The following is a 19689-nucleotide window of genomic DNA, read 5'->3' on the forward strand; positions in this document are numbered from 1 at the left end:
TTAGTCCAGCGAACCTTGCGAGAAGAAATGCTTGCGGATGCGCTGCACGAGCTCGGTGAAGACGGGGTCGGCCATCACATCGAGTGAACGCGGGCGCGGCAGCGGCACGTCGTAGATTGCGGCGACCGCCCCCGGCCGCTCGGTCATCACCAACACGCGGTCGGCGAGGAACACGGCTTCGGGGATCGAATGCGTGATCAGAAGCACCGTCTTCCTGGTTTCACGCTGGATCCGCATCAGCTCGACATTCATGCGCTCGCGCGTCAGCGCGTCGAGCGCGCCGAACGGCTCGTCCATCAGCATGATTTTTGGATCGTGCACCAGCGCGCGGCAGATCGAGGCGCGCTGCTGCATGCCGCCGGAGAGCTGCCAGGGCAGCTTCTTCTCGAAACCTTCAAGCCCGACCATCTTCAACAGCGCCTTGGCGCGTTCGAGATATGTTTGCCGCGGCAGCCGCTTCATGTCGATCGGCAGCATCACGTTGGAGAGGATGTTGCGCCATGGCAGCAGCAGCGCATTCTGGAAGACGATGCCGACATTGCCGTGCGGCGTCGTCACCTTCTCGCCCTCGACCAGGATCTCGCCGGCGGTCGGCGGCAGCAGACCCGAGATCAGCTTGAGCAGCGTGGACTTGCCGCAGCCGGACGGGCCGACCACGACGAAGAATTCGCCCTCGTTGATGTGGAAATCGAGCGGCCGCAGCGACGGCACATCGCCGTCGCGCGTCCGGTAGATTTTGGAAACACCGGACAGCTTGATGCCCGACGCATCGCCGGCAGCCCGGTCGCTCACCAGTCTCAGATGCGCGGCCGACTGCACGGGTTCACTCGCTATGGTCGCTGGTTTCACGAGCCACTCTTCGGCAGATAGTCGTTGGTGTAGAACGCCTTCGGATTGTCCTTGGCCTTGGCATCGAGCCCGCCATATTCGACCATCAGATTGACGCTGTCGGTCATGTTCTGGTCGGTGACCTGGAACGGCCGCTTGCTCTTGGTCTCAGCCGTCCGGTAGAGCGGAATGGTCAGCTCAAAGCCCTGCGTCAGCGTGTCGATCTTGCCGCCCTTGGGGTTGGCATCGAGGATCGATTGCGCTGCCGCCTTCGGCTCCTTCTCGGCGGCTTCGACCGCCTTCGTCGTTGCCGACATGAAGCGGCGGACGAGGTCGGCATTGGCCTTCACATAGTCGGAGTTGGCGATGATGCCCGAGGAGACCATGTTGATGCCGTAGTCGGCGAACTTGATCGGATAGACGTCCTTGCCGGTGGCGTCCTTGATCTTCATCGACTGGTCCATGACGTAGCCGAGCAGCAAATCAGCCTGGCCGTTGATGACGGCGTTGAGCTTGGTCTGGCCATCGCCGGCAACGGTGGTGAAGTCGCTCTCCTTGAGGCCGGTCTTCTTCAGGAACAGCGGCCAGATCTGGGTCATGGAATCGGCCGGCGTGATCGCCACCGTCTTGCCCTTGATGTCGTCCGGCTTCCTGATGTTCTTGTCGGCAAAACCCATCGCCGACATCGGGCTGGTCTGGAGCAACACGCCGGTCGCGACCACGGGCGCGCCCTTGATCGCCGCGCGCATCATGGTGGGGACGTCGACATAGCCGAAATCGGCGGTCTTGGCGGCGACGGCCTGCGTGGTCGCGGCCGAGCCGCGGCCTTCCTGGATTTCGAGCTCGATGCCCTCGGCTGCATAAATGCCCTTGGCCTTGCCGTAATAGAACGGCGCATGCTCGCCATAGACGTACCAATTGAGCATCAACACGACCTTGTCAGCCGCCTGCGCCGGCGCAACTGCAAACGTCATCAGCGCCGCCGCAACAGCCCCAATCAACCGCTTCATCGTCACTCTCCCTTGTCGTTATGTTTCGGCCGTTGGTGGCCGTTGCTTAAATTACGAGGCGAAAATCACATCCTCGCGCTGGCTGACATGCCACGGAATGACCAGCTTCTCGATCCGGTCCACAATCCAGAACAGGATGACGCCGAGCAGAGCGAGAATGACGAGAGCCGCGAACATCGTCGGCAGGTCGAACGTGCCGATCGAGCGCTGCATCACGTAGCCGATGCCGGAATTGGAGCCGACGAACTCGCCGACCACAGCACCGACCACGGCGAGCGTAACCGACACTTTGAGACCGGAGAAGATCGCGGGCAACGCATGCGGCAGGTTCACCGCACAAAACACCTGGAAGCGGCTGCCCTGCATGGCGCGAGCGAGATCGACCATATCGGGGTCAACCGACTTGAAGCCCTGCACGGCGGAGACGACCACCGGGAAGAAGCCAAGCAGGAAAGCCGAAATGACTTTCGGAATGATGCCGAAGCCGAACCACACCACGAACAACGGCGCGATCGCGATCTTCGGCACGGATTGGGAAAACACCAGCAGCGGATAGACGTAGCTCTCCACCGTCTTCGAGCCCGCGATCAGCATCGCCACGGGAATGCCGAACAGCGCGGACAGCATGAAGCCGCAGACGGTCGCATAGGTCGTCGGCCAGGACTGGCGCAGCAACTCCGGCCAGTCGGTGCGCAGCACGGCAAGGACATCGCCCGGCGACGGGATCTGGTAGGCAGGAATTTTGAACAGCCTGATCGCGAGATCCCAGGCCACGACAATGAAGACCAGGAACACAAACGGCCGCACCCAGGCCGCGTTCAGCACCTTGGACACCGCACTCTGCGGCTTCAACTCGGCCAACTTTCACTCCCGGCATTCTTCTACGTTCTGGGGAGAAATTAACCCGTTGGATAAATACTGTCCAGAGGATTCCCTGTGACGTTTTGCGCCGGTTCCGGGGGACTTTGGAGACACGGGATTGTCGCCTCCGTGTCCCGGACGCCCTGCAGCGTGCAACGCTGCTGCGCAGAGCCGGGACCCAGAGGCAGCATGCTCCACATTGTAATGGGCCCCGGCTCTGCAGCGCACCGCCAAGAGGCGCTGCGCTGCGTCCGGGGCACGAGAGCGCTAAACCGCCTGCGCCACCACGGCGCGCTTCTTCGGGGCCTTGGCGATCGCGAGCAGCTCCGTCGACCGCCCCGTCAGCGCGGCCAGCACGAGGCCCGCCATGTGCGAAAGCCGCTCGTCCTTGGCTTTCTTGTCCAAGAGATCGCGGCCAAAGATGACGCTGAGCGTCGCGGAGTTCGAGAGATAGAAGAAGCTGAGCGCCGCGATCGAGATGTAGAGCTGGACCGGATCGACCGCGACATGGAAGTCGCCGCTGTCAACGCCGCGCCGGACCACGGTGCGGATCATCTCGACGAAGGGCGAGTGCATCGACTTGACCTTGGCCGATTTCTTCAGGTGTTTTGCGCGCGCGAGGTTCTCGGTCTGGAGCAGCGACAAGAATTCCGGGTTGCGGAGAAAATAGCTCCAGGTGAACTCGATCAGGCGGCGGATGGCCTCGGGCGGATCGAGATGTTCGAGATCGAGCCCGCGCTCCTCGCTGCGGATCTTGTCATAGGCGCCTTCGAGCACAGCGAGATACAGCTCATCCTTGTTGCCGACATGGTAGTACAGCATCCGCTTGTTGGCGCCGGCCTTGGCGGCAATGCGGTCGACGCGCGCGCCGGCGAGCCCGTGGGTGGAAAACTCCTGCTTGGCGGCTTCGAGAATGCGCAGCCGCATCCCTTCGGGATCGCGCTGCCATTTCAGAGTTCGCTTTGCCTGTGCCTTCGCCAAACCGGGTGCTCGCTGGGTGGTATGTTAGATCGCGTTTATCATGCGGGGGGCCCGCCGCATAGTTTCGTCATGGCGAGGAGCCCTTGCGACGAAGCAATCCAGGATCTCACCGTGGAGGGATTCTGGATTGCTTCGCTTCGCTCGCAATGACGAGCGGAGAGTGTCCCCTACTCCACCGGCTTCGGCGAGCGCTCCAGCAGCACGGTCTGGATCCCGCAGGTGCCGTCGCGCACCGTCATGATCCGCGTGCCCGGCTTGCGGCCGTTGCGGACTTCGGTGACGTCGAGGCCGCCAGCGATCAGGCGGGCGCGGGTCGCGTCGATGTCGGCGACGCGCCAGCTCAGGCCCCAGAGACGGTCATGCGCGACGTCGCCGCCCGCCACGGGACGGCGCACCACCTCGACGATCAGATCGCCGCAGCGGAAGAACATCAGCTGGCCCCAATCCTGGTGCGAGCGGTCGAGCGCGAGATCGAGCCCGAGCCGCGCGCCATAGAGCGCCGCGGCACGATCGGAATCCTCGGTCGTGATCACGACGTGGTCGAGCGCGTCGATCGGCGCGATATCGGTCGCGACCGATTTGGGGCGCTCCTCCGCAAGCTCGAGGAAGAACATGCGCACGCCGCGCGACAGCTCGGTCGCGGCCCGCGTGCGCTTCCAGTGCAGCACTGCCCCGGTCGCAGCGTCGCTGCTCTCGACCTCGGCAACGGGATCAGGCTTCAGCGCCACCCGGTCCAGCCGCCGGTGCATCTTGCCCATGTCTGCGACACGAAAGCACAGGCTGGCGAGCACGCCCTCCTGGTCATCGAGCAGCGCGCGCATCCGGTCCGCTGCGACACTGAACCCGTGCGGCGCCATCAGCTCGATGGTCATGTTTTCGAGGGTGAACAGAACCCGGTCGGCGCCCTCGCCGGAATTCTGCCAGGCCGGCGCGCGTCCCAACAGCGTCTGATAGGCTGCCTTGGCCGCATCGATATCCTTGACCAGAGCGACGACGTGATCGAGGCCGGTGATCATCTTCCCTCCCTTCCGATGGGGCCGGAACCTGAAAACCCGAAGGGCCTTTGGCTCCGCCCTGGCACAGCTTGCCCTGCCACGGTCGTATTCCGGCGCCTGACGCACCTCAAGCGGCTATGGCCATGGCCTTGCGAATATTTTTCGCGTTTCTCCCGCCGAAGCGGTGCTAAGGTAAGCGGGCCGGCCGGGACCACCAAGCGCATCACGGACAACCAATGCAGGCTCTCTTTATCGGACAGACCTATATCGACGTCGTCTTCATCACCGACCACATGCCGACCGGCGACGAGAAGCACGTGGCAACCGACTACGCGGTCTCTTTCGGCGGCAATGCGGTCACGGCGGCGTTCTGCTGCGCCAAGCTCGGCATCGTGCCCGATCTCGTCGCCACCGCGGCCAATGACTGGCTGGGCCGCATGTTCACGGACATGTGCGCGAAATATGCCATCTCGCTGCACGGGCGGAAGGTCAACCAGTCCTCGCTCTCCTTCATCATGCCCAAGGACGGCAAGCGCGCCATCGTCCGCTGCCGCGACGACGAGCACATTCATCCGTTCCCGATCCTCAACCTCGGCGGCTGCCGCGTGCTGCATGTCGATGGCCATCAGCCGGATGCCGCGCTCCACTACGCGAAAGTCTGCCGCGAGGCTGGTATCCTTACCTCGCTCGACGGCGGCGGCTTGCGCACCAACACGCATGAGCTGCTGGAATTCATCGACGTCGCCATCGTCGCCGAGCGACTGTGCGAGCAGATGGACCTCACGCCGGAGAAGATGCTCGACTATCTCAAGGGCCGCGGCTGCAAGATCGGCGGCATCACCATGGGTGAGAAGGGCCTGCTCTGGTACAACGAGACCGGCACGGTCGAGACCATGCCGGCGATGCCAATCCCGCGCGAGCGTGTGATCGACACCAACGGCGCCGGCGACGTCTTCCACGGCGCTTACGTCTATTCGTATCTGGCCCATCCCGGCAAAAGCTGGCGCGAGCATTTTGATTTTGCCCGCGCAGCCTCGACCTTCAAGATCCAGCGGCTCGGCAACGAGGCCGGCCTGCCGACCCTTGTGGACATCGCCAAAGTCAGGCACGAGTTCGAGGTCAGGGTCTAGGGTTCGCAGAGGCATATTATGGGGCGCGTCTTCGTCGCCGGCAGCATCAACATGGATGTGGTGGCGACCGCCGATCGCCACCCCAGGGTCGGCGAGACCGTCTCCGGTCAGCAGGTGCTGTATTTTCCGGGCGGCAAGGGCGCGAACCAGGCGGTTGCGACGGCGCGGCTCGGCGTGAAGACCACGCTGATCGGGCGGCTGGGCAAGGATTCCTTCGGGGCCGAGCTGAGGACATTTCTCGGCGCGCAGGGGGTTGATCTCGGCTCCGTCCGTGAGGCCGACACGCACTCCGGCACCGCGATCATAACCGTCGCGGAGTCCGACAACACCATCGTCGTCATTCCCGGCAGCAATGCGCTGGTCAGCGCGGATGACGTCGCAAACGTCCCGCTGGCAAAGGGCGATGTCGCCGTCAGCCAGTTCGAGATTCCGCTGCCGACGATCGCCGCGTTCTTCCAGCGCGCACGTAGCGCCGGAGCGACGACGCTGCTCAACCCCGCACCGGCGCAAAAAATGTCCGGCGAGCTGCTCGCGCTGGTCGATATCCTCGTGCTGAACGAGACCGAGCTCGGCTTCCTCGCAGGCATCGAGCTGTCCGACAGCGACGAGGCCGCAAAAATCATCGCCGTGGCGCGAGGGCTTCGAGCGCGCGAGGACCAGACCATCTGCATCACGCTCGGCAAGCGCGGCGTGCTGACGCTCGCTGCCGGCGAAGAGTTTACGGTGCAGGGGCGCGCCGTGAAGGCGGTCGACACCACAGGCGCCGGCGATTGTTTCGTCGGCGCGCTCGCCTCGCAACTGGCCGAGGGCGTCGCGTTGCGCACCGCCCTCGCCTTCGCCAACGCCGCTGCCTCGATCAGCGTGCAGCGCATGGGCGCAGGGCCGTCGATGCCGACGGCGGCGGAAGTTGCAGCTGTCGTCAGCGCCGGCTGATCACGCCAGCGCGCTCTTCAGGTCAAAGCTTTCATCCGCGGCCTGCTCTGGCGTGATCGAACGATCCATGCCGAACAGGCGGCGGCCGAACATGTGCTCGCCGGCGCGATTGACCGACTCGATGCCGAGCAGTTTTTCACCTTTGTAGCAGAACGCCGAGAACGCCTTGTTCGCAGGGCTCCCGCGCAGCACGACGCGGTCGTAGCCGGTGGTGAGCCCCGCCATCTGGAGCTTGTCGTCGCCCTGGTCGCTCCAGAACCAGGGATGGCCATCGTAGGGCTTTTTGTCGCCGGTCAGTCGCGCCGCGAGGCAGCGGGCGTGGTCGGTGGCGTTCTGCACCGATTCCAGCCGCAGCGATCCGCCGAAGCGCGGGCTGGCGAACAATGCGCAGTCGCCGATTGCCGAGATGTCAGGATCGGCCGTCGAGAGATATTCGTCGACGATGATGCCGGCGGCGACCGGCAGCCCCGCCTCGGCCGCCAGCTCGATGTTCGGCAGCACGCCGACGCCAACCACGACGAGATCAGCCGGCAGATGCCGGCCGTCGCTCAAGGAAACGCCGGTGACCTTGCCGCTGTCGGCCTCGATGGAGGTTGCCTGCACACCGAGGTGAATGCGGATGCCGGCCTCGCGGTGCCTCGCCTGGAAATACTCCGAGACCTCGGCCGTCACCGCACGCGCCATCACGCGCGGCGCGAGCTCGAGCACGTCGACCTCGAGGCCCTTGATCCGTGCGGTGGCCGCGAATTCGAGGCCGATGAAGCCGGCGCCGATCACCACCACACGCGTCTTCGACGGCATAATCTTTCGCAGCGCCTCGCTGTCGTCGAGGATGCGCAGATATTTCACGTCGGGCAGATTGGCATTGGGCAGATCGAGCAGCCGGTTGCGCGCGCCCGTCGCCAGCACGAGATGGCCATAAGCAAGCGTCTCGCCGGAAGCGAGCAGCACCTTGCGCCCGGCGCGATCGATCGACATCACGCGACCCGCGATCAACTCGATGGTCTGCTCGTGGTAAAACTTCTCCGGCCGGAACATCAGGCTTTCCGGCCCGGCGGAACCCTTGATGTAGGCCTTGGACAGCGGCGGCCGCTGATACGGCAGATGCGCCTCGTCATTGATCAGGCAGATGCGGCCTGAAAAGCCCGCCTGGCGCAGGGATGCCGCGACCTGGTAGCCAGCATGGCCGGCACCGACAATGATCACCGGACCATCCGTCATTGGACAGCCCATTTCCGCAGGACACGAGCGTCACCCATGTCGTCCCCTCTCTCGCTGGTTCTGGCTTGACTTGCCCAGGAGGAGCCGGCGCTCGTGTCCGTCCCTCAACAAAGGCAGCCCCATTTGAGCCTATCGTTCGGCCTCGCGCAAGGGCGGCAGGCGGGGATTGTCTCCCCTCGCCTTCTGCGATTTAGTTGCAGCAACAGACCTCATGCCGGGGATTACTCAGATGCCAGCTCCCGTCTCCCAGCCCGATGATCCCGCCCTGCTGCGGATCGACGGCCCGATCGCGACCATCACCCTCAACCGCCCCGCCGCGTTCAACTCGATCAATCTTGCGATCGCGCAAAAGCTCGAGCAGCTCGCGTCTTATATCGAAGGCGACGACGCCATCAGGGTCGTGGTGCTCGAAGGCGAAGGCCGCGCCTTCTCGGCCGGCGGCGATCTTCAGACGATTGGGGCTGCGGCTGAGGCCAACACCGTGACGCCGGTCGTAGGCCAACTGCTCAAGCACTATCATTCCTTCATCGAGATTATCCGGCGCATGCCAAAAATCTCGCTGTCCAGCGTCCATGGCTCGGCCGCCGGCGCCGGCATGGGCCTCGCCTTCGTCACCGATCTCTGCATCGCCGCGGACGACGCAAAATTCACGCCGGCCTATGCCAAGATCGGCGTGTCGCCGGATGGCGGCTCGACGGTCGGGATCGTCGGCACGGTCGGCTCCCGCCGCGCACTGCAGATCTTCCTCGCCGAGGACAATTTTACCGCGCAGCAGGCCCATGAATGGGGCCTCGTCGCCAAGGCAGTTCCCGCGACCGAGCTGAAGGCGGCCACGCGAAAACTCGCCGAGCGGCTGGCACAGAACCCGCCGGCGGCGATCGCCGGCACCAAGTCGCTGGTCTACCAGGCTGCAACTACGCCGGTGAAGCAGCAGCTCGATGCCGAGGAGCACAAGATCATCATGGCGATGAACACGGAGGAGTTTCGCGCTGCCGTGAAGAAATTCACGAGCAAGAGCAAGTGAGCCGGACTACGCCACCGCGCTCGTTCTGCGGCCTGCGCCACGGCGCGACCGACTGGAACCGGCGGGGACTGTTCCAGGGACGGACCGACACCCCGCTGAATGAGGACGGTCTGCGGCAAGCGCACGAGGCAGTTAGCATGTTGCGCGGTATCGGCATCAGCCGCATCGTCGCAAGCCCGTTGGTGCGCGCGGCGCGAACGGCCGAGATCATCGCGGACGCGATCTCGGTGCCGCTCACGATTGACGCCGGCATCATCGAGTTCGATTTCGGCAGCTTTGAGGGCCTCCCCGTCCGCGACCTCATGATCAAGCACGGCGTCAACTCGGCGACGGGCCTCGTCTCGATCCTGCCCGCCGACGGCGAGAACTGGGACGCCATGACCGAGCGCTCGGTCCGCTGCGTTTCCGCGTGGCTGGACCGTCATCCCGGTGACCATTTTCTGTTCGTCTGCCATGACGCGGTGATGCAGGGCATGGCAAACGCGCTAAGCGGCAGCTATTTCAAGAATAGCCACGGCACACCGTTCCGCTACGTTCGCGATGACGCGCAATGGCGCGTCGAGCAGATCATTACTTAGGGCAGATGTAGCCTGTCCCCGCAGGCGACTTGAAGCATCCGACCGATTCCGGCAGCACTTTCTGCGGCAGCCACAGCACGACGCTCGGGAAATAGATCGTAAACGCGATGGTGGCGAAGAACACGACATAGATCGGCAACGCGGCACGCAGCGCCTTGCCAAAGCTGACGCCGACGAATTTCGACGCCATCAGCAACACCAGCCCATAGGGCGGCGTGATCAGGCCGAAGGCGAGCGTGGCGATCAGCACCACGCCCATATGGACGCCGTTGATATCGCCCGCCTCCGTCAGCGTATTGACCAGCGGCATGAAGATGATGATGGTCGGCACCGGCTCGATGAAATCGCCGACCACGGTGAACAGCAACACCATCAGCAGCATGATCAGATGCGGATCGTTACCGGCGATCGAGATGATGACGTCGGCGATGTAGCTGGCGCCACGGAGATAAGCGAGCATCCAGCCGAAGGCGTTGGCGGCGCCGATCGTGATCAGCGGCAGCGAGAAGATCAGCCCGGCGAGGCAGAAATCGTAAGGTATCTTTCGGATGTGGCCGCGGTTGAGCGCGGGGATCACGACCAGGATGATCCAGACCACGGCGACGACGCCGGCTTCCGTCGGCGTGAACCAGCCGGTCAGAATTCCGCCGAGCAGGATGACCGGGATCATCAGCGGCAGGGCTGCATCGCCGGCCGCGAACACCACCTGCCGCAGCGGGGCGCGCGGCTTGCGCAGGCCCGAGGGGCCGAAGAAATAGCAATAGATCATCAGGCCAAAGCCGATCATCAAGCCTGGCACCACGCCTGCCATGAACAGGCCGGCAATCGAGACGTTGCCGACGGCGCCATAGACCACGGCCGTGATGCTCGGTGGCACCAATGCCGCGATAGTTGAGGCGGACGCGATGATGGCGGCGATGAAGGCGGGTTCGTAGCCCTCGCGCTTCATCGGGCCGCCCAATGCCCGGCTCATCACGGCGACATCGGCGGTGGTCGAGCCCGACATCTCCGAGAAGAACATGCTGAAGACGACCACGACCTGCGACAGCCCGCCCCTGATGTGCCCGACCAGCGATACCGAGAGGTTTGCTATTCGCACCACCACATTGGCCGAGCTCATGAGCTCACCGACTAAAAGGAAGAACGGGATCGCCAGCAGCGCCTCGGAATCGAGGCCGTCAAAGATCTTCTGGATGATCGCGGCGAGCGAGACATCCGACAGCAGCGCGCCGATGAACACACCGGCCATCAGCGAGAACGGCACCGGCACGCCGAGATAGCCGAACGACAGGAAGCAGATCGACATCAACGCCAGGACGATGGGTGCGCTCACGGCTGCGCCCTCATTTGTGCTTCGGTGACGACGGGGGCAATGTCCTCGTCCGGCGGCTCGGGATGATCAAATCCGTTGCGCAGGCCGTTGACGAGCTGCTCGATGGTGAACAGGCCGATCAGCACGCCCGACAGCGGGATGATCGCGTAGAGCGAGGCGATCGGCGTGCCCGACGGCAGCCGAAAACTGCCGAAGCCGCGGAGATAATTCTGATAGCCGTACCAAATCAGGCAGAAGGCGACACCGAGCACGACCATGCGGATGATGATTTCGACGATCACCCGCGGCGTGCCGTGCATCGCCTCGGAGATCGCGGTCAGATAGAGGTGATCGTTGCGCCGGGTCGCGGCTGCCGTCCCCACGAAGATCGCATAGATGAACAGCGTCGATGTGACCTCCTGAAGCCATAGCCAGGGATGGCCGATGGTGCGGGTGACGATGTCGGCAGTCACCGACAGCGAGAAGCCGAAGCAGAGCACGCCGCAGAGGATCATCAGCGCAAGCTCGAGCCAGTCGAGCCCTCGCCATTTCAGGTGACGCTGGCGCTGAACGAGCAGTTTGTCGGCGATGGGCATTTACGTCCTCGTCGTCCCGAAGCTATCGGAAGTGACAGCTCGGAAGCTGCCGATCGTGCTCGGCCTGCGTGGTTCGAGACGCCCGCCTGCGGCGGGCTCCTCACCATGAGGGTCTAAAATCTCGCCGCGAAACGAGACCTCATCCTGAGGGCCCGCCGGAGGCGGGCGTCTCGAAGGATGGCCACAAGCGGTCTAATTGATCGACCGGATCAAATTCTTGATCTTCTCGGCGTGCGGGCCCAGCTCCTTGGCGAGCTTGTCGAGATAGGGATCGGCGATTGCCGCGAAGCTCTTCTTGTCGACGTTGTCGACGATCTTGACGCCCAGCTTCTTCAGCTTCTCGGCCGCGGCCCGCTCGAGGTCGAACGCCTTCGCCGGCTCCTTCGTGCTGACCTCGTTGGCCGCGGTCTGCACCCAGCCCTTCTGCTCGGCCGAGAGGCTCTGCCAGAGCTTGTCGGAGACGAACACCAGCGCGTTGTTGGCCTCGTGCTCGGTGATGTTCAGCACCGGCGCCACCTCGTAGTGCTTGTTGACGAGGTAGACGTTGATGCTGTTCTCGGCGACATCGACCACGCCGGTTTGCAAGCTCGTGTAGACGCTGCCGAACGGCATATGCACGGTCTGGGCGCCATAAGCCGGGAACATGGTGTCCTCGGTCGCCGTCGCCTGCACGCGGATCTTCAGGCCCTTGATGTCGCCGACATTGTGGATCTCCTTCTTGGAGTACATGTGGCGAACGCCTTGCGATCCCGTCCCGATGAGGTGCAGGCCCTGCGTGGTCTCGTCGATCATGGTCTTGAGCGCTTCGAACACCTTCGGGTCAGCGAGACCTTTGACCACATGTTGTTCGTCGCGGAATAGATAATGCAGGGACATCACACCGGCCTGCGGCGAGATCGTCGCGGTGTTGGCCGAGGAGACGATGGAGAATTCGACGTCGCCAGCCTTCACGAGCTGGAGAACCTGCGGCTCCTGCCCGAGCTGCGCGCCGGGATACTGGTCGATGATCATGGTGCCCTTGCTCAATTCCTTGAGCTTGTCGGCAAAGAGGTCACCAGCGATGGAATAGCCGGTGTTGCGCGGCTGGTCGTAGGCAAAGCGATAATGCTTCACCTCCTGTGCCGACGCGCCCGTGACGAAGAGAACAGCGGCCGCAGCCACCAACCCACGCATGGATCGTGCAATCATCGTTTCCCCCTGTTTTATCGCCCGCCGCTTATGCGGTCTGGCGTTCGTTCGGGTGGTTGATCACCCCTTCTCAGTCTGCTTTCCAGCCCTCTGCATAAAATCGAAATCGCAGCCCTCGTCGGCCTGCATGATGGTCTCGTTGAAAAGCCAGGCGTAACCCCGCCGTGCCTCCTCAGGCTCAGCGGCCGGCTTCAAGGCAGCACGACGCCGTTCGAGTTCGGCAGCATCGACCAGCAACGCGATGCTGCGCTTCGCAACGTCCAGCTGGATCATATCGCCGTTCTTCACCAGCGCCAGCGGCCCGCCGACGGCGGATTCAGGTGTGATGTGAAGCACGATGGTGCCGAACGCGGTGCCGCTCATGCGCGCATCCGAAATGCGCACCATGTCCTTGGTGCCGCCGCGCGCGAGCTTCTTCGGGATCGGCAGGTAGCCCGCCTCGGGCATGCCCGGTGCGCCCTTGGGCCCGGCATTGCGCAGCACCAGCACATCATCGGCGGTGACGTCGAGATCGGGATCGTCGACCCGCAAGGTCATGTCCTCGACGGATTCGAACACCACGGCGCGCCCGGTGTGCTGCAACAGTTTCGGGCTCGCGGCCGACTGCTTGATGACAGCACCGCGCGGCGCGAGGTTGCCGTGCAGGACGGCGAGGCCGCCTTCCTTCTTGATCGGATTGCTGCGCGGACGGATGGCGTCCTGTCCGGGCACGTCTTCCGCATTCGCGACGACATCACGCAGGCTCTCGCCCGTGATGGTCTTGGCATCGAGATCGACGAGGTCGCCGAGCTGCGCCAGCAATTTCGGCACGCCGCCGGCGTGATGGAAATGCTCCATATAATGCTCGCCGGACGGCTTGAGATCGACCAGCACCGGCACCTCGCGGCCAATCTGGTCGAACACTCCGAGATCGAGCCGATGCGGCGAGCGATGCGCCATCGCGGTGAGATGGATCAGGCCGTTGGTCGAGCCGCCGATCGCCTGGAGCACGACCTGCGCGTTCTTGAAGGAGGCCGGCGTCAAGAACTCGCTCGGCTTCGGCCCCTTGGTCTTGGCCATCTCCGCCGCAACCCTGCCGCTCGCTTCCGCAAGACGGAAACGCTCGGCATGCGGCGCGGGGATCGTCGCGCTCATCGGCAGCGACAGGCCCATGGCTTCGATCATGCAGGCCATGGTCGAGGCGGTGCCCATCACCATGCAGGTGCCGACGGACGGCGCGAGACGGCCATTCACCGCCTCGATCTCGACATCGTCGATTTCACCGGCGCGATACTTGCCCCAGAGACGGCGGCAGTCGGTGCAGGCGCCCAGCACCTCGCCCTTGTGATGGCCGACAACCATCGGCCCCACGGGGATGACCACTGTCGGCAGGTCGGCGCTGATCGCCGCCATCACCTGCGCCGGCAGCGTCTTGTCGCAGCCGCCGATCACGATCACCGAATCCATCGGCTGGGCCCGGATCATCTCCTCGGTATCCATTGCCATCAGATTGCGCAGATACATCGAGGTCGGATGCGCAAAGCTCTCGGCGATCGAAATGGTCGGGAACACGAACGGCATCGCGCCCGACAGCATCACGCCGCGCTTCGCGGCCTCGATGATCTGGGGCACGTTGCCATGGCAGGGATTGTAGTCGCTATAGGTGTTGGTGATGCCGACGATCGGGCGCTCTAGCGCATCGTCGGAATAGCCCATGGCCTTGATGAACGCCTTGCGCAGGAACAGCGAGAAGCCGGCATCGCCATAGCTCGTCAGACCCTTGCGCAACCCACTCGTCATTCGGCCACTCCTTCCACGTCACCATTGTGGTACAGCCTGCCCCCAGATTGTCAATAAGATAGGGCTGTATCGTCGCCCTTTCTGCTTCTGACGCCGCTAGCTGACACAAATTATTGACAATCGGAGCTCTCCCTGCTCCACAGGACGGACCGGCGAGGCGCCGGAGGCTGAGGGCATGTCCGACATTCGCACTGCTGATGCCATGCCGGTCCGGCGCGACGACCCGGACGACGTCGTCGCACGGCTGGAAGAGGACATCATCTTCGGCCGCCTGCCCCCGGGCGGGCGCCTGACCGAAGACGCGCTGATGTCGCGCTACGGCACCTCCAGGCACTTCGTGCGCCAGGCGCTGGTGGATGCGGAGCGGCGCGGCATCATCCGCCGCGAGAAGAATGTCGGCGCCACCGTGCGGTTCTATTCCGCCGAGGAGGTCCGGCAGATCTACGAGGTGCGGGAGATGCTGACCCGACAGGCCGCGCTGATGATCCCCCTGCCCGCGTCGCAAGGCCTGATCGACGAGTTGACCACCTTGCAGCGCGACTATTGCGCCAAGGCCGACATCCGCGACCTGCGCGGCATCCACGAAGCCAACGACGCCTTCCACGTCGCGCTGTTCGCAGCCTGCGGCAATCCCTATCTGGTGCGCTCGCTCCAGGACTATATGAGCCTGACGCTGCCGATGCGCGCCAAAAACCTCGCCGACCGCGACGGGCTCGCGCAATCGCGCCGCCAGCACGAACTGATGATCGAGTTGTTGAAGGGCCGCGATAGCTGGGCGTTGGCGCAGCTGTGTGTGGATCACATGCAGTTCAGCAAGAAGGATTATCTGGCGAGGATTGCGGGTGAGGCCCAAGGCTAGCGCGTACGCGTCAGGCCAGTTTCAGTACCGCCGCAGCAGGCCGCGATCCACGCTGGCATCGCCATAGCCGGCGCAGGCCCCTTTCGGGTTTTTGATCAAGTCGGCCCGGACGCGCCTGAACGTTTTCGTCGCCATCTCGGACACTTCGGGGCGGAATTTACCGAGGTCGTAGGTCTCGCCATCGCGGGCCTTGATGGCCGCTGAATAAGCGTCAATCATCGCCATCGCCGCTTCGGGGCTGCCGAGAAGCCGGGCACCGAGCTGAACGCCGCCGCGACCATCGACCTCGTAACCGTCGCATCGTTGCTCCAGCACCACGGATGCGGTGACGAGCTGGTCGAGGAACGTCGCTTCGGCGTCGCTGAGCGTTGCGGCTCGCGCTGGTGCTGCTACGATTCCTGACACGAGCGTCGCGAGCATTGCGATGACTGACAATTTGATTTTCATTGTCGTGGTTCTCGCCAGCACCGTTGAGCTACGTTTGCACAGATCGAGAGCCACGATGTCCGGATGAGCGTTGACCTAGATCAATGGGGCGCCACGAGTCATCTGCTCCCTCAACGCGTCATTGCGAGCGCAGCGAAGCAATCTAAAGTCTTTCCGCGCAGGGATTCTGGATTGCTTCGCTGCGCTCGCAATGACCGCGGTGGGCCGCTCCGAATGCAGTTCGCACCGTCTTTGCGGAGGCAGCCCCCTCACCCCACCCTCTCCCCGTAAGAACGGGGCGAGGGAGCGCACCGCCATTGCGGCGATACTTCGCTCTACCGCTTATTCCAGTCGATGATCCGGCTCGCGTCGCCGTCGAACTCGAGGCTCGCGAACGAGCCGCCCTGGAAATGGTCGGCAATCGGGTCGGGCTTCAGTTTGGCCTGCTCGGCCATCGCATGCGCCACGTGATCCTCGGAGCGGCCGGTCGGGCGATAGCCGAATGCGTAAGCGCGACTGTTGTCCCACCATGCGCGCTCGTTCAGGGAGACGCCATAAAACACCTCGAAGTGAATGTCGGGATGCTCGAGCCCGATCTGGCAGAGCTGCACCAGATCTTCCGGCTTCAGCCACATCGCGATGCGACGATGGTCGAGCGGCCGCTCGTCGCAATTGCCGATGCGGATGCAGGTGACCTTCAGCCCATGCTTGTCGGCATAGAGCGCGCCGACGGCTTCACCGAACACCTTACTGACGCCGTAGCGCCCGTCGGGGCGCACGGTGACGTCGGTGCCGATCTTGTGGTGGCGCGGATAGAAGCCGACCGTATGATTGGACGATGCGAACACCACGCGCTTGACGCCCTTGCGGTAGGCAGCCTCGAACAGATTGTAGCCGCCGATGATGTTGGCCTGGAGGATGTCGTCCCAGGGGCCTTCGACCGAATAGCCGCCGAAATGGATGATGCCGTCGACGCCCTCGCAGAGCGCCTCGCATTGCGCGAGATCGGCCAGGTCCGCCGCCTTGAACTGCTCGTTCGCCCCGAGATCTTTGGGCGGGCGGATGTCGCTCAGCAGCAGGTCCGGATAGATCGGCGGCAGCAGTTTGCGCAGACGCGTTCCGATTCCGCCCGAAGCTCCCGTCATCAAGATGCGCGGCATGTCTTTCCTCGTTGTTGGTGACCGATTTGCCGTCACGTGTCTCTAATGATAGCAGGATTGTCCAGAGGGAACGAAACGAGAGAACCGACATGAATGAGGCATCGTCCCACAATCAGGAGCGGCCAGGCTGGCGGCCGGCGAGCTACTATCCCGATCCAGCCATTCACGCGCTCGATCCCCGCTTCGAAAAATACTGGCTGAAATTGTCGGCAGTGGAGCGGCTGGCGACCGGCCTGCGCTGGGCCGAGGGGCCGGTGTGGTTCGGCGACGGGCGGTATCTGTTGTGCAGCGACATTCCGAACCAGCGCATCATCAAATGGGAGGAAGAGACCGGCGCGATTTCGGTGTTCCGCAAGCCCTCCAATTTCGCCAACGGCAACACGCGCGACCGCCAGGGCCGGCTCGTCACCTGCGAGCATGGCGGCCGTCGCGTGACCCGCACCGAATATGACGGCGAGATCACCGTGCTGATGGATTCATTTGGCGGCAAGCGGCTGAACTCGCCGAACGACGTCGTGGTGAAATCCGACGGCGCGATCTGGTTCACCGATCCGACCTTCGGTCTGCTCGGCAATTACGAGGGCTACAAGGCCGAGCCCGAGATCGATCCGAATGTCTACCGGCTCGATCCCGCGACCGGTAAGGCGACCATCGTTGCCGAGGGCGTGCTCGGGCCGAACGGCCTGTGCTTCTCGCCCGACGAGAAGATCCTCTATGTCGTGGAATCGCGCGGCGTGCCGAACCGGAAAATCCTCGCCTATGACGTCTCGGCCGATGGCACCACGATTTCCAACAAGCGCGTTCACATCGATGCGGGTCCGGGCACGCCCGACGGCATGCGCTGCGACATCGACGGCAATCTCTGGTGCGGCTGGGGCATGGGCGATCCCGAGCTCGACGGCGTGGTGGTGTTCGCGCCCGACGGCGTCATGATCGGCCGCATCGCGCTGCCCGAACGCTGCGCCAATCTCTGCTTCGGCGGCATCAAGCGCAACCGCCTGTTCATGGCTGCGAGCCAGTCGATCTACGCGCTGTATGTGAACACGCAGGGTGCGGTGGGGGGATAGGTCTCTCCGCCATTGCAGGAATCGTAGGGTGGGTTAACCGAAGGCGTAACCCACCAAGGTCTGCTTCACCGGAGAGAGAAGTGGTGGGTTACGCTTCGCTAACCCACCCTACGCATAGAAAACGCCGGAGCGGTTGCCAGCTCCGGCGCTTTGTTTGTTATGGCGCTAAAACTTACGCCGCGTTGAAGCCGGCGACGGCCTTCACTTCGAGGAAGTCCTCGAGGCCGTACTTGCCCCACTCGCGGCCGTTGCCCGACTGCTTGTAGCCGCCGAACGGCGCGGTGCGGTCGTTGGGCACGCCCTGGAGGTTGACGTTGCCGGCGCGGATCTGGCGGCCGACGCGCTTGGCGTCCTCGACCGAAGCACCCGTGACGTAGCCGGCGAGGCCATAGGGCGTGTCGTTGGCGATGTGCACCGCGTCGGCTTCGTCCTTGGAGCCGATGATGGTGAGCACCGGCCCGAAGATTTCTTCACGGGCGATCGTCATGTCGGGGGTGACGTCGGCGAAGATGGTCGGGCGAACATAGAATCCCTTGTTGACACCTTCGGGCAGGCCCGGGCCACCGGACACGAGCGTTGCGCCCTCGTCGATACCCTTCTTGATCAATCCCTGGATCTTGTCCCACTGGCCACGGTTGACCACGGGGCCGATCGTGGTGCCTTCCGCGCGGGGATCGCCCGCCTTGGTCTTGTCGGCGACAGCCTTCGCGATCGCGGCGACTTCCTTCATCTTCGACAGCGGCACGATCATGCGCGAGGGCGCGTTGCAGGACTGGCCGGAGTTGTTGAACATGTGCATCACGCCGCCGGTCACCGCCTTCTGCAGGTCGGCGCCTTCGAGGATGACGTTCGGCGACTTGCCGCCGAGCTCCTGGCTGACGCGCTTCACGGTGGGAGCAGCGCGCTTCGCAACGTCGATGCCGGCGCGGGTCGAGCCGGTGAAGGAGATCATGTCGATGTCGGGGTGCTCGCTCATGGCAGCACCAACCTCGGGGCCGAGGCCGTTGACGAGGTTGAACACGCCCTTGGGAACGCCGGCTTCATGGAGGATTTCCGCGAAGATCAGCGCCGAGGTCGGGGTGAACTCCGACGGCTTCAGGATCATGGTGCAGCCGGCAGCGAGCGCAGGCGCGACCTTGCAGGCGATCTGGTTGAGCGGCCAGTTCCAGGGCGTGATCATGCCGACCACACCAACGGGCTCGCGCAGCACCATGGCGGTGCCAACAGGCTCCTCGAAATGATAGTTCTTGAGCACGTCGAGCGTGGTCATGAGATGGCCGAGGCCGGCGCCGGCCTGGAGCTTCTCCGCCATCGGCAGCGGCGCGCCCATCTCGTCGGAGACGGAAGCGCCGATCTCCTTGAGACGGCCCTTGTAGATATCGATCACTTTGGTGAGCAGCGCGACACGCTCGTCACGGCTGGTCTGGGAGAACGTCACGAACGCGCGCTTGGCGGCGGCGACGGCCTTGTCCACGTCGGCCTTGGAGCCCAGCGCAACCTCGTACATCGCCTCTTCCGTCGCGGGGTTGACCACGGCGGTGGACTTCTTGACGGCGGGATCGACCCAGGCGCCGTCGATGTAGAATTGCATGCGATTGACCATCGTTAACCTCTTCTTGGGGGCATGGTGGGGGCGTTTCGGCAGGCATCCTTGCACGAAAGCGCCGGCAATTGAACCCGCCATATGCGGGGCCAGCGTTGCGGCGGACGGAGGTTATATGAGCCGATGGCGGGAACGTGG

19 protein-coding genes are annotated in these 19689 nt (G+C 63.8%); 6 read left to right on the top strand and 13 right to left on the bottom strand.

The genetic code is table 11. The annotated features are described in order from the left end of the window. The 5 genes from BMW89_RS08495 to BMW89_RS08515 all read right to left on the bottom strand — a co-directional run bounded on the left by BMW89_RS08495 (position 1) and on the right by BMW89_RS08515 (position 4696). Positions 1-849, bottom strand: a complete 849-nt coding sequence (locus BMW89_RS08495; RefSeq protein ID WP_092024483.1) for an ABC transporter ATP-binding protein — start codon at positions 847-849, stop codon at positions 1-3. After that, positions 846-1838, bottom strand: a complete 993-nt coding sequence (locus BMW89_RS08500) for an ABC transporter substrate-binding protein (protein ID WP_177195910.1) — start codon at positions 1836-1838, stop codon at positions 846-848. Before BMW89_RS08500 ends, BMW89_RS08495 begins: the two co-directional genes overlap by 4 nt. Before the next feature lie 51 nt (positions 1839-1889). Beyond that, on the bottom strand, positions 1890-2699 hold the full coding sequence (locus tag BMW89_RS08505) for an ABC transporter permease (RefSeq protein WP_092024486.1): 810 nt from the start codon (positions 2697-2699) through the stop codon (positions 1890-1892). 267 nt (positions 2700-2966) lie between these two features. Continuing rightward, entirely contained in the window at positions 2967-3626 is a 660-nt protein-coding gene (locus BMW89_RS08510) for a TetR/AcrR family transcriptional regulator (RefSeq protein ID WP_092024724.1), read from the bottom strand. A gap of 221 nt (positions 3627-3847) precedes the next feature. Further along, positions 3848-4696: a VOC family protein gene (locus BMW89_RS08515; protein ID WP_092024487.1), complete on the bottom strand. Its 849-nt coding sequence runs from the start codon at positions 4694-4696 to the stop codon at positions 3848-3850. Positions 4697-4911: 215 nt separating this feature from the next. Between BMW89_RS08515 and BMW89_RS08520 the strand changes: the two genes are divergently transcribed. Continuing rightward, on the top strand, positions 4912-5805 hold the full coding sequence (locus BMW89_RS08520; protein ID WP_092024489.1) for a sugar kinase: 894 nt from the start codon (positions 4912-4914) through the stop codon (positions 5803-5805). A gap of 18 nt (positions 5806-5823) precedes the next feature. Further along, complete coding sequence (gene rbsK, locus BMW89_RS08525; RefSeq protein WP_092024491.1) at positions 5824-6738, top strand: ribokinase; 915 nt, start codon at positions 5824-5826, stop codon at positions 6736-6738. On the opposite strand, the gene BMW89_RS08530 is transcribed toward rbsK, so the two are convergent. Beyond that, the gene (locus BMW89_RS08530) at positions 6739-7959 is read right to left on the bottom strand and encodes an NAD(P)/FAD-dependent oxidoreductase (protein ID WP_092024493.1); all 1221 of its coding nucleotides are present in this window, start codon (positions 7957-7959) and stop codon (positions 6739-6741) included. Positions 7960-8188: 229 nt separating this feature from the next. On the opposite strand from BMW89_RS08530, the gene BMW89_RS08535 reads away from it, so the two are divergent. Together BMW89_RS08535 and BMW89_RS08540 are read left to right on the top strand one after the other, a co-directional pair. After that, entirely contained in the window at positions 8189-8983 is a 795-nt protein-coding gene (locus BMW89_RS08535) for an enoyl-CoA hydratase/isomerase family protein (protein ID WP_092024495.1), read from the top strand. Beyond that, complete coding sequence (locus tag BMW89_RS08540) at positions 8980-9561, top strand: histidine phosphatase family protein (RefSeq protein ID WP_092024497.1); 582 nt, start codon at positions 8980-8982, stop codon at positions 9559-9561. Before BMW89_RS08535 ends, BMW89_RS08540 begins: the two co-directional genes overlap by 4 nt. On the opposite strand, the gene BMW89_RS08545 is transcribed toward BMW89_RS08540, so the two are convergent. The 4 genes from BMW89_RS08545 to BMW89_RS08560 all read right to left on the bottom strand — a co-directional run bounded on the left by BMW89_RS08545 (position 9554) and on the right by BMW89_RS08560 (position 14436). Further along, a complete protein-coding gene (locus BMW89_RS08545) occupies positions 9554-10894 on the bottom strand; it encodes a TRAP transporter large permease (RefSeq protein WP_092024499.1) in 1341 nt (446 codons plus the stop codon). The genes BMW89_RS08540 and BMW89_RS08545 overlap by 8 nt on opposite strands. Continuing rightward, positions 10891-11469 (bottom strand): TRAP transporter small permease, encoded by a 579-nt coding sequence (locus tag BMW89_RS08550; RefSeq protein WP_092024501.1) that lies wholly within the window; start codon positions 11467-11469, stop codon positions 10891-10893. Before BMW89_RS08550 ends, BMW89_RS08545 begins: the two co-directional genes overlap by 4 nt. Positions 11470-11661: 192 nt before the next feature. Next, the gene (locus tag BMW89_RS08555) at positions 11662-12657 is read right to left on the bottom strand and encodes a TRAP transporter substrate-binding protein (RefSeq protein WP_092024503.1); all 996 of its coding nucleotides are present in this window, start codon (positions 12655-12657) and stop codon (positions 11662-11664) included. Positions 12658-12717: 60 nt separating this feature from the next. Further along, the gene (locus tag BMW89_RS08560) at positions 12718-14436 is read right to left on the bottom strand and encodes an IlvD/Edd family dehydratase (protein ID WP_092024504.1); all 1719 of its coding nucleotides are present in this window, start codon (positions 14434-14436) and stop codon (positions 12718-12720) included. A gap of 175 nt (positions 14437-14611) precedes the next feature. On the opposite strand from BMW89_RS08560, the gene BMW89_RS08565 reads away from it, so the two are divergent. Next, the gene (locus BMW89_RS08565) at positions 14612-15295 is read left to right on the top strand and encodes a GntR family transcriptional regulator (RefSeq protein ID WP_092024507.1); all 684 of its coding nucleotides are present in this window, start codon (positions 14612-14614) and stop codon (positions 15293-15295) included. Between the two features lie 21 nt (positions 15296-15316). Here BMW89_RS08565 and BMW89_RS08570 read toward each other — a convergent pair whose 3' ends face one another. Then, entirely contained in the window at positions 15317-15742 is a 426-nt protein-coding gene (locus BMW89_RS08570) for a hypothetical protein (RefSeq protein ID WP_092024508.1), read from the bottom strand. Positions 15743-16056: 314 nt separating this feature from the next. After that, positions 16057-16881, bottom strand: a complete 825-nt coding sequence (locus BMW89_RS08575) for an NAD-dependent epimerase/dehydratase family protein (protein ID WP_092024510.1) — start codon at positions 16879-16881, stop codon at positions 16057-16059. An 89-nt stretch (positions 16882-16970) separates the two neighbouring features. Here BMW89_RS08575 and BMW89_RS08580 point away from each other — a divergent pair, with 89 nt between their 5' ends. Next, positions 16971-17948, top strand: coding sequence for an SMP-30/gluconolactonase/LRE family protein (locus BMW89_RS08580; RefSeq protein ID WP_092024512.1), 978 nt, complete (start codon positions 16971-16973; stop codon positions 17946-17948). Positions 17949-18120: 172 nt separating this feature from the next. On the opposite strand, the gene BMW89_RS08585 is transcribed toward BMW89_RS08580, so the two are convergent. Then, positions 18121-19551: an aldehyde dehydrogenase family protein gene (locus BMW89_RS08585; protein WP_092024514.1), complete on the bottom strand. Its 1431-nt coding sequence runs from the start codon at positions 19549-19551 to the stop codon at positions 18121-18123. Between the last annotated feature and the right edge of the window lie 138 nt (positions 19552-19689).

The sequence above is a fragment of the Bradyrhizobium sp. OK095 genome, assembly GCF_900109945.1.
Taxonomy (GTDB): domain Bacteria; phylum Pseudomonadota; class Alphaproteobacteria; order Rhizobiales; family Xanthobacteraceae; genus Bradyrhizobium.